This window comes from Kribbella albertanoniae, from assembly GCF_004348455.1.
Classification (GTDB): domain Bacteria; phylum Actinomycetota; class Actinomycetes; order Propionibacteriales; family Kribbellaceae; genus Kribbella; species Kribbella albertanoniae.
Map to the genome: position 1 here is coordinate 1 of NZ_SMKA01000305.1, position 10,797 is coordinate 10,797.

The window sequence follows — 10,797 nt, forward strand, 5'->3', positions numbered from 1 at the left end:
GCGGGTGGGTGGGGGTGTGGGCGAGCTGGTTGACGCGGGGATCTGCCAGCGGACTGTCGGCAGTAACGCCTCGGGGGCGACTCGATCCTTGTGGGCGGCGACGATGTTGAACATCGACTCGATCAGCGTGTCGGACAAGAGGTGCGGCTGCAGGCCGAGGTCGACCAGGCCGGTGTGCTTGACGTTGTAGTAGTGCTCGGCCTGCTCGACCCGCGGGTTGTCCAGGTGCTCGACCTGGACCGGGCCGGGGAAGCACTCGGCGACCTTGTCGGCGAGCTCACGGACCGAGTAGCTCTCGGTCATCTGGTTGAAGACCCGGAACTCGCCCGCGTCGGCCGGGTTCTCGACCGCGAGCCGGATGCACTCGACGGTGTCCCGGATGTCCAGGAAGCCCCGGGTCTGCCCACCGGCGCCGTACACGGTGAGCGGCTCGCCGAGCACGGCCTGGATGACGAAGCGGTTGAGCACCGTGCCGAAGACGGCGTCGTAGTCGAACCGGGTCGCCAGCTGCGGATCGAGCACGGTCTGGTCGGTCTGCTGCCCGTAGACGACGCCCTGGTTGAGGTCGGTGACCCGCAGTCCCCAGACCCGGCAGCCGAACTCGAGGTTGTGCGAGTCGTGCACCTTGCTCAGGTGGTAGAACGAGCCGGGCTTCTTCGGATAGAGCATCCGGTCGGTGCGCCCGTTGTGGGTGACGTCGAGCCAGCCTTCCTCGATATCGATGTTCGGCGTGCCGTACTCCCCCATCGTGCCGAGCTTGACCAGGTGGATCGCCGGGTCGATCTCGGCGACGGCGTACATCAGGTTCAGCGTGCCGATGACGTTGTTCTGCTGGGTGTAGACGGCATGCTGCCGGTCGATCATCGAGTACGGCGCCGCCCGTTGCTCGGCGAAATGCACGATCGCGTCCGGCGCGAACTCCCGGACCACCTCGAGGACGAAGTCCGCGTCGAGCAGATCGCCGACGTACGGCGTGATGCTCCGCCCCGACACCTGCTGCCAGACGGCAACCCTGGTGTCCAGGTCCTCGATCGGCACCAGACTCTGCACGCCCAGCTCACGGTCGTAACCGCGGCGGGCGAAATTGTCCAGGACCGCGAGCTCGTGGCCACGGTCGGACAGATGTAACGCGGTCGGCCACCCCAGGTAGCCGTCACCGCCCAGGACGAGTACGCGCACAGCGCTCGCCGCCTTCCGTCAGGGGTTAGGGGCTCTCCCTTTCATTCCTATCCCGCCAGGCTGCTTCTGCAACCTCGAGAACGCTGGCAATTACCTATGAATCCGGCCGCTGGAGGCGAGGTGCACAATGGATGCCGTGCGCATCCACAGAAGGCTCGCGGCGCGCTTCGGTCTGCGCCGGAGCCGAATGTTGCTGTGGGCGAAGTACTCGGCATCCTCGGTGATCTCGACCGCGGTGAGTCAGGTCGCCTTCGCGTTGTGTTACTGGTTCGGCGCGATGCCCTTGCTGGCCACGGTGATCGCGTGGATCGCCGGCGGCATCCCGAACTACCTGCTCAGCCGGCGCTGGGCCTGGGGCCGTCGCGGCCAGATGTTGCCGTACGCAATCATCGTGGTCGGGAACGCGGCCGTCGCCGCCGTGGTGACCAGCCTCACCGACAAGGCGGCGCAGGCCTGGATCGACTCGCTGTTCTGGCAGACCCTGCTGGTCAGCAGTTCGTACTTCTTCACGTTCGCCGCGCTGTTCGTGGTCAAGTTCTGGTTGTTCGACAACTGGGTGTTCGCCAAGCCGGCCGCCGATTCCGTCGCAGTACGTACTCCCGCAGCCACGTAGTGCTCATCACGCGCGCGTAGTTCGCGCCGTACACGAGTCCTGGGCCCTTCTTGCTGGCCCCGTCGCCGCGGCGGCGCATCGTCATCGGCAGCTCGGCGACTCGCGCTTTGAGAGCGAGCACACCAAGGAGAAGCTCCGACGACTGGTACTGCGGCTCCCGGAGCGTGACTGCGGTCGCCAGCTCGGCCCGCATCGCGCGGAAGCCGAACGAGGTGTCGGTCAGCCGGTGCCTGGTCAGGATCGACGCCAGTACGGCGAATACCCGGACACCGAGCCAGCGGAGCCGGCTGTCGGCGTCCTCCGCACCGAGTCGGCGCGATCCGGTGACGAAGTCTGCCTGGCCATCGAGGATCGGCTGGAGGAGTACGCCGAGCTCGTCGTTGTCGTACTGGCCGTCGGCGTCGGTGGTCACGATGTACTGCGCTCCACCGTTCGCAGCAACGTGATATCCGAGGCGGAGCGCGGCGCCCTGACCACGGTTGCTCTCGGCAACAACCACGGAAGCCCCGGCCTGCCTGGCGATATCGGCCGTGTTGTCCGTCGCGCCATCCACAACCACCAGTACGTCGACCTCCAGGCCGGCGCAGGTGCGGGGCATGTTCGCGAGTACCGGGCCTATTCCGCCGGCTTCGTTGTAGGCGGCGATCACCACGACAATCGGGGCGAAGGTGCGCGTGAATCCCTTGCTGGCTTGGGCATCCACTGCATCCGGGTAGGCCGCGAGTGCAGGTCGAGCCTGGTCTTTGCCCAGGATCGCCCTCAGACCGATCGCGCCCGCGAGTGGGAAGAACACGAGCGCCGGGAGCTGGTAGCGCCAGGAGAACTCGAACGCGGCGGAACCAAGGAGCAGCACCACACCTGCCGCCGCTGGCAAGAGAGCGGCCCAGCGCAGCCCGGAGTCCTTCGCGCGGCCGAGTCCGGCCACGGCTGCAAGGGCGATCAGCAGGCCGAGGCCGAGCAGCGCGCCCGAGGCGTATCCCCCGTTCAGCTGGTAGGCCCGCAGGATGGCGGCCGGTGTGTGCGCGACCTGCGGCTCCTGCCCGCCGTACTTCACGGCGAAGGCGGCGGTGTTGGGATCCTGCAGGTTCGGATAGGTCAGCTGGAACTGCCAACGGCTCAGCGGTACGTCGTTCGGAGCCGTGGTCCGCGTCGGGGCGAAACCCTTGGCGAAGTCTTTGAGCACGGCCCAGGTGACGTCGAGCGGCTGCTGCCGGATCACCTCGTGCGCGAACGCGGTCGCCTGCTCCTCCGTCGTACCGGCTGGCAACGGATTGTGGGCGTACTGGTCGACGCCGAGACGCTGGCCGAGCGGCTCCTTCGGGCAGAGCGCCTTGAGCGACACCTTGCTGCAGTCCGCGACCACTGCGGTCCGTCCGTAGAGCACCTGGCTCCCCGCGCCGGTGAAACCCCAGCGGCCGGTCTCCTCATGGAAGTACCCGGCGTATGCACCGAAGACGACTGCAAAACCGGCTATGGCTACTCCCACATGCAGCAGTCGTCGTCGGCCGACCACCACCAGGTAGAGGACCACAGCGAGCAGCAGGGTGAGGCCGATGGCCCGGACTGCGAACGCAGCACCTGTGAGCAGGCCAGCGGCGGCCACTGCCTTCCAGCCTGGCGTTCTGAGGAGCAGCCAGAGGATGCCGACCAGCAGCGCGTCGAACAGCGTCTCCGCCATCACGTTCTGCTCGATCTGGACCTGATAGGCGTCCAGCAGAAGCGGTGCGGCAGCCAGAGCGGACAGCCAGCGATAGACGGTCAGCCGCCGCGCCAGCGCGTAGACCGCGACCCCCAGCAGCAGTCCGACGAGGTGCTGCACGATGACGACGAGCGTCGTACCGCCTAGTGCGACCAGTGGCTTCAGCGCGATCGAGTAGCCGATCGGGTTGAGCTGGTCGGGACTCAGCAGCTCCATGTTGTTCAGGTACTGCTGCGAGTCCACATAGATGATCCCCGGCTGGTACGCGACCGTCGCCAGCACGCGCAACGCCGTACCCGCGACCAGGAAGACTCCCAGCAGCCAGTGCCGCCTCACGCTTGCTGGAAGTACTGCCATGTCCGGGCAAGGCCCTCGTCGAGCGAAACCGTCGGGGCGTACCCGAGGTCATTCGTGATGTCGACGATCACGGCGGGCATCTCACCAGCCGGTGCGTCGATGTGCTCGACCGGGACCGGCTTGCCGGTGACTGCGCGGACCGCCTCGACCATCTCCAGCACCGACACCGACCGGCCGGAGCCGATGATCGCGCGACCGTCGTACCCGGTCTCCAGCGTGAGCAGTACGGCGTTGACCACGTCGTCGATGTAGACCAGGTCCCGGCGCTGCTGGCCGTCCCCGTGCACCTGCACTCCGGAGCCGGCGAGCGCTGCGCGCATCAGCCGCGGTACGAAACTGTCCTTGTGGGACATGCCCGGCCCGTAGACGTTGGTGAACCGCAGTGCGGCGGTCGCGAGCCCGTAGCTGCCGGAGTACGCCGACAGCAGCATCTCGCCGGCCGCCTTGGTCGCCCCGTACGGCGTGAGTGGGCTCAGCGGGAGATCCGCGGTGATGGTCGCCGCACCGACGTCGCCGACGACCGCGTTGGTCGAGGCGAGCACGAACCGGTCCACACCGCTGCCCCGGGACAGCTCCAGCAGCACCTGGGTGATGGTGACGTTCTGCGCGAAGGTGGCCATCGGAGCGTCCACCGAGCGCAGCACCGAGGTCAGTGCGGCCAGGTGGACCACCGCGGTCGGCCGGGTCTCGAAGGCCCCGATACAAACCTCCTGGTCGGCCAGGTCCCCGGTCACCACGGTCACGCCCTCGTCCCACGTGGGGTCCGGCGGCTCTCGGTCCACGGCCGTCACCGGCACATCCCGCTCCCGGAGAGCGCGTACCACCGCTCGCCCGATGAAGCCTGCCGCACCCGTGACCAGCACCCGTTCCGCCATAGCGATCAACCTACGCCGAGCGGGCAACTGAGAGGCAGCCGGGAACCGTCCGCGACGAGGCCTTGACCAAGCGTCAGGAAGATGGGGAAGATCACCCCGGACGCGGGCTGACAACCTTGTCATCGGGGCCGCGTAAACCCTCCGTCGCAGCAGCCCAGGCTGTCGCGCCGGCCGGCCGTGCAAGGAGCGTGGATGAATCTCCGCCGCCCACTAGTGCCCTGCGTTGGTAGTTGTTTGAGTGATTGCGGTGGTCAGGTGCGTGCATCGTGGTGGCGGAGGAGCGGCCTCGATGCTTTTCCATCGTGGCTGTTCCTCCGCTGCCGCGAGGTGCGTGCCTGGGCGCCGCAAGCGCCAAAGAACTACCAACGCAGGGCACTCGGGGTCGTCGCGTCGCTCGGGCTAGTTGTGACAATGTCACCAGTTATGACGTCAGCGCATGCCGTCCCTCCGAACACCTCGGCCACCCACGACGAGCCGGTGGTGAGCGGGGCCTCGTTCTTCACCTCGTTCGAGTCCGGGCAGCCACAGCCCGGCTACACCGACACCGTCGAGACCGGCCCGGACGGCAAGCCCCGCGCGGGCGGCGTCCAGGGCCCGACCCCGACCGGCGTCGGCGGCAGCGAGATGGACAAGGTCACCACGATCACCGCCAGCGGCGAGAACACCGGCGGCGGTGAGATCGCCTCCAACGCCGCCGACGGGGACAAGTTCACCAAGTGGCTGGTCTTCACCAAGACCGGCTGGCTGAACTACGAGACCTCGGCGCCGGTCGTGATCCGGAAGTACGCGCTCACCTCGGCCAACGACGCCGAAGGCCGCGACCCGCAGAACTGGACCGTGCAGGGCTCGAACAACGGCACCGACTGGACCGTGCTCGACACGCAGACCGGTCAGAGCTTCGAGAACCGGTTCCAGACCAAGGAATACAGTTTCGCGAACGAGACGGCGTACAAGTTCTTCAAGTTCGACGTCACGCTCAACCACGGTGAGAACATCGTCCAGCTCGCCGACTGGTACCTGTCGAACGGCGACCCGCTGCCGCCACCGGGTCCGGTCGCCGAGTCGCGGCTGGACTCGGGCCCAACCAGCGCCTACAACGCCCGCACCCGGGTCGGTTTCACCGGCGTGAAGTCGTTCCGGTACGCCGGGCGCCAGACCGCCGAGGGCCGTGGCTACACCTGGAACAAGGTCTCCGACGTCGACCTGAAGGTCGGACGGGACACCCGGCTGTCGTACAAGATCTTCCCCGAGCACGTCGAGGGTGACCTCAGCTACCCGAGCACGTACGCCGCGCTCGACCTGGCGTTCGCCGACGGGACCTACCTGAGCGATCTGCGGGCCAAGGATCACCACGGCTTCGGGCTCAGTCCGCGCGGCCAGGGCGACGCCAAAGGCCTGTCCACGAACCAGTGGAACAACATCGAGGCCGACCTCGGCAAGGTTGCGGCCGGTAAGACGATCAAGCGGATCCTGGTCGGCTACGACAAGCCGACCGGCCCGGCGGACTTCCGCGGCTGGGTCGACGACATCCGGATCGCTGCCGCCATCAACCCGGACTCCGCGGCGCAGAAGACGGCGAGCAAGCATCCGTCCGACCTGGCGCTGACCACGCGGGGCACCAACGCGACCGGCGGGTTCTCCCGGGGGAACAACTTCCCGGCGACCGCCGTACCGCATGGTTTCAACTTCTGGACCCCGGTGACGAACGCCGGCTCCCGCTCCTGGCTGTACGACTACGCCAAGGGCAACAACGCCGAGAACAAGCCGACGATCCAGGCGCTGTCGATCAGCCACGAGCCCAGCCCGTGGATGGGTGACCGGCAGACCTTCCAGGTGATGCCGTCGACGGCGGAGACCCCGACCGCGAACCGGGCCGCCCGCGCGTGGTCGTTCAGCCATGACAACGAGGTCGCCCGGCCGTACTACTACGGTGTCGAGTTCGACAACGGGAACGCCGCGGAGATCGCGCCGACCGACCACGCGGCGATGCTGCGGTTCAGCTTCCCGAAGGGTGGCGCGTCGCTGGTCTTCGACAACGTGACCAACGAGGGCGGCCTGACGCTGGACCCGGAGACCGGGGTGGTGACCGGCTTCAGCGATGTGAAGAGCGGGCTGTCGACCGGCGCCGGCCGGTTGTTCGTGTACGGCGTGGTCGACCAGAAGGTGGTTGCCTCCGGCAAGCTGTCGAACGGTGGCGGCGCGAATGTCGGTGGCTACTTCGGGTTCGACCCCAACGTCACCCAGGTGCAGTTGCGCCTGGCGACCTCGCTGATCGGCACCGAACAGGCTCGCAAGAATCTGGAGATGGAGCTGCCGGCCGGATCGAAGTTCGGCAAGGTCAAGGACGCGGCCCAGGCACTGTGGGACGCCAAGCTGCGCACGATCGAGGTCGAGGGTGCGACCGCTGACCAACTGACCACGCTCTACTCGAACCTGTACCGCCTGTTCCTCTACCCGAACAACGGCTCGGAGAACACCGGCACCAAGTCCAAGCCGGTCATCACCTACGCCTCACCGACGTCGCCGAAGGTCGGCGAGGACACCCCGACCACAACCGGCTCGAAGATCGTGACCGGTCAGACCTACGTGAACAACGGGTTCTGGGACACCTATCGGACGGTGTGGCCGGCGTACTCGTTCTTCGCCCAGGACACAGCCGCCGACCTGGTGAACGGCTTCGTCCAGCAGTACAAGGACGGCGGCTGGATCTCCCGCTGGTCCTCACCGGGCTACGCCAACCTGATGGTCGGTACGTCGTCCGACGTGGCTTTCGCCGATGCCTACCTGAAGGGGATCAAGGGCATCGATGTACAGGCGATGTACGACGCCGCCGTGAAGAACGCGTCCGTCGTACCGCCGTCGCAGAACGTCGGCCGGAAGGGGATGGACCTGTCCACCTTCCACGGCTACACCGCGAACAGCACCGGCGAGGGCTTCAGCTGGTCGATGGACGGTTACATCAACGACTACGGCATCGCGAACATGTCGAAGGCGCTGTACGTCAAGGCCAAGAAGAGCGATCCGCGCAAGCAGGAGTACCTGGACAACTACAAGTACTTCCTCAACCGGGCCCGCAACTACGTCACGCTCTACGACCCGACGGTCGGCTTCTTCCAGGGCAAGAACCCCGACGGCTCGTGGGGCACTTCGCCCAATCTGTTCGACCCGCGCGACTGGGGCCACGACTACACCGAGACCAACGCCTGGAACATGGCGTTCTCGACGCCGCAGGACGGCGCCGGGCTGGCCGCGATCTACGGCGGCCGGGACGGTCTGATCAAGAAGCTCGACGAGTTCTTCAGCACTCCCGAGGATGCGCTGCACCCCGGTGGCTACGGCGGCACGATCCACGAGATGCTGGAGGCGCGCGACGTACGGATGGGTCAGTACGGGCACAGCAACCAGCCGTCGCACCACATCACCTACATGTACGACTTCGTGGGCCAGCCGTGGAAGACGCAGGCGCTCGTCCGCGAGGCCGTGTCGCGGTTGTACCTGGGTTCGGAGATCGGCCAGGGGTATCCGGGTGACGAGGACAACGGTGAGATGTCCGCCTGGTACCTGTTCAGCGCGCTCGGTTTCTACCCGCTGCAGGTCGGTTCGCCGTCGTACGCGATCGGCTCGCCGCTGTTCAAGAAGGCGACCGTGCGGCTGCCGGGCGGCAAGAAACTGGTGGTCAGCGCACCGGACAACAGCGCGAAGAACGTGTACGTGAAGGGCGTCCAGATCAACGGGAAGAAGTGGACGTCGACGGACCTGCCGCACGACCTGATCGCGAGCGGCGGCAAGATCGAGTTCGAGATGACGGACAAGCCGTCGAACTGGGGTACCGGACGCAACGACGCCCCGCCGTCGCTCACCACGCCCGGTGAGGACCCGAGCACCTGGCGGGACTCCACCTCGGACGAGGGCGCGGTGGTCACCGGCTCAGCGGATGTTGCTGCGCTGACCGACAACGACACCAAGACCCAGGTCACCCTCACCGGTGACAAGCCCACAGTGACGGTCGCCCTCCAGCAGGGCCGCCCGGTCGGCATGTACACGCTCACCAACGGCACGACCGGTACGGCGCCGTCCAGCTGGGTGCTCGAGGGGTCGAACGACGGGACCACCTGGGCGACGGTCGACAAGCGGACCGGGGTGACCTGGCCGTGGACGTCGTACACGCGGTCGTTCAGCATCTCGTCGCCGAAGGCCTATACGCAGTACCGGCTGGTGCTGGCGCCGGCTGGTGCCGACGGGGTGACGCTGGCTGAGTTCGAGCTGCTCGGGACGCTGAAGGGGATCGAGGTCGGAACGCATCCGAGTGACAAGCGGGTCGCGGAGACCCGGCCGAGCCCGACGCCGTCCCAGTCGATCGACCGCAACTACGGCTAAAGCAGGTAAAACCCGGCGGAGCCTGCCCCTGAGAGGTTCCGCCGGAAATTGAGGAGGGGTGGCGGTCCCCGCCCGGACTGCCACCCCTTCACCCCTATCGACGGCCGGAATCGCCGACGGGTTGCCTTCCGTGCCAAAGAGTCCACATGGCGGACAAACTCACCGCAGCCGCTCCACGACCTGCAGCAACCCGGCCATCAGATCCCACCCCGCACCGGCCGGTGGCGAGGCGACGAACCAGATCAGGTTGAGCAGCGCGACGGCCGCCGTCGTGGGAACGATGACGTGTGGCTTCAGCCCCGTCCTGACGGCGAAAACCGGCAGTGCCAGCGCCATCGCGATGCCGCCGAGCTGGACGGCGAACAGCGATCCCAAGCTGCTGATCGCACAGTCCTCGGCACTCGGCGGGCACAGCGGCACGCCGAGCTGGAACAGGGCGGCGTACAGGAGGCCGACGGCCAGACCGACATACGCGGCCTGAAGCATCACCCTGCCGATCGACTGCGTCTGCGTGTCCATGCGCTCACGCTACGCGCGCGACCGGGCTCTGGTCTTGAGGGGAACTACTCAGCCGCTCCAGCGACCTGTGAAGAAGCCGGCCGCCCAGATCGCGGCCAGGGGTATCGCCAGGCAGAGATAGAACCGGCCGAGCCAGCGATGGCGGTGGACGACGACGGCGAGGCCGATCCAGAGCGGCCACCACAACAGCGTCGCCCGGGTCAGCGAGTAGATCCAGAACGACGTACAGAAGGCACCGACGGTGGCTGCGACCCAGGCTGCCTCGCCCCACGAGCGGCGCCAGAGCAGCCAGGCGAGCAGCAGCAGACCGATCACGAGCGTGACCAGCTCGGCCCGGAACATCCACGTCCAGTCGCTGCGCTCCCCTGCGAAATGGCCGCGCGAGGCTGCATCCCAGGTGTGGATGAGCGAGTCCCACGGCCAGGTGAACTCGCGCGCCCAGCCCTTCTCCTGCGCCTCCTGCCAGGCGAACCACGAACCGTGGATCTGCTTCAGGTAGGCCATGAACCCGAGCACCGGGATGGCCGGCAGCAACAGCCACGGAGCCGACGGCCAGTCCCGCTTCTTCGAGGTGACGAACTCGACCACGAGGGCGCAGGCGAGGAAGATCCCGGAGACCCGGACCGTCGCGGCGAGCGCGACGAAGATCGCGGCCCGGGCCCAGCGCCCCTGCCGGGCGGCGAGCCAGGCGGGGAAGGCGAAGGCACAGAACAGCGCCTCGGTGTACCCAGCCGCGAGGAACACTCCGACCGGAGCGCCGTACCAGACCACTGCCGCATTCGGACCGAGGCCCTTGAGCTCCGGGAACTCGTACTGCGCGAGCCGGGCGAGGTAGACGCCGGCGACCGCACTGGCCACGGCCGACACGACGATGCCGGCGCCGAAGTACCCGACGCCGGTGAAGTGCACGAGGTGGACCAGGAGCGGGAAACCGGGAAAGAACGCGGCCAGCGGCGCCTGCGACGGCTCACCGTTGTTGTAGCCGAACTCCGCCAGCGCCTTCAGATGCCAGACATCCCACTGCACCCACGCGCGCCAAACATCCGGATACTCAGTCCCGCGGTTGAAGAGCAACGGCGCCGAGATCGACAGCAGGAACAACCCGACCCGAGTGGCCAGCCACCACCCGAGCACCTCCCGCGTCATAGCCGCCGGCAACCATCGCCGCAGCCCAACCC

Annotated in this window: 7 protein-coding genes; 2 read left to right on the forward strand and 5 right to left on the reverse strand. The window is 67.3% G+C overall.

Annotation, left to right across the window (positions count from 1 at the left end):
* A partial coding sequence (locus tag E1261_RS38745; protein ID WP_132414733.1) for an NAD-dependent epimerase/dehydratase family protein occupies window positions 1-1,179 on the reverse strand: 1,179 nt, incomplete at its 3' end.
* A 136-nt stretch (window positions 1,180-1,315) separates the two neighbouring features.
* Here E1261_RS38745 and E1261_RS38750 point away from each other — a divergent pair.
* The gene (locus E1261_RS38750) at window positions 1,316-1,792 is read left to right on the forward strand and encodes a GtrA family protein (RefSeq protein ID WP_165952791.1); all 477 of its coding nucleotides are present in this window, start codon (window positions 1,316-1,318) and stop codon (window positions 1,790-1,792) included.
* On the opposite strand, the gene E1261_RS38755 is transcribed toward E1261_RS38750, so the two are convergent.
* Both E1261_RS38755 and E1261_RS38760 read right to left on the reverse strand, forming a co-directional pair.
* Window positions 1,710-3,827: a glycosyltransferase family 2 protein gene (locus E1261_RS38755; RefSeq protein WP_238176699.1), complete on the reverse strand. Its 2,118-nt coding sequence runs from the start codon at window positions 3,825-3,827 to the stop codon at window positions 1,710-1,712. The two genes, E1261_RS38750 and E1261_RS38755, sit on opposite strands and share 83 nt — an antisense overlap.
* Window positions 3,824-4,723: an NAD-dependent epimerase/dehydratase family protein gene (locus tag E1261_RS38760; protein WP_165952792.1), complete on the reverse strand. Its 900-nt coding sequence runs from the start codon at window positions 4,721-4,723 to the stop codon at window positions 3,824-3,826. Before E1261_RS38760 ends, E1261_RS38755 begins: the two co-directional genes overlap by 4 nt.
* Before the next feature lie 423 nt (window positions 4,724-5,146).
* Here E1261_RS38760 and E1261_RS38765 point away from each other — a divergent pair, with 423 nt between their 5' ends.
* Window positions 5,147-9,100, forward strand: a complete 3,954-nt coding sequence (locus tag E1261_RS38765) for a GH92 family glycosyl hydrolase (RefSeq protein WP_132414736.1) — start codon at window positions 5,147-5,149, stop codon at window positions 9,098-9,100.
* Window positions 9,101-9,259: 159 nt separating this feature from the next.
* On the opposite strand, the gene E1261_RS38770 is transcribed toward E1261_RS38765, so the two are convergent.
* Window positions 9,260-9,619 carry a hypothetical protein gene (locus E1261_RS38770; protein ID WP_132414737.1) on the reverse strand — a complete coding sequence of 120 codons (360 nt, stop codon included), beginning with the start codon at window positions 9,617-9,619 and terminating at the stop codon, window positions 9,260-9,262.
* A 48-nt stretch (window positions 9,620-9,667) separates the two neighbouring features.
* Window positions 9,668-10,797 (reverse strand): mannosyltransferase family protein (locus E1261_RS38775; RefSeq protein ID WP_420814098.1); only part of this gene is annotated, 1,130 nt, incomplete at its 5' end.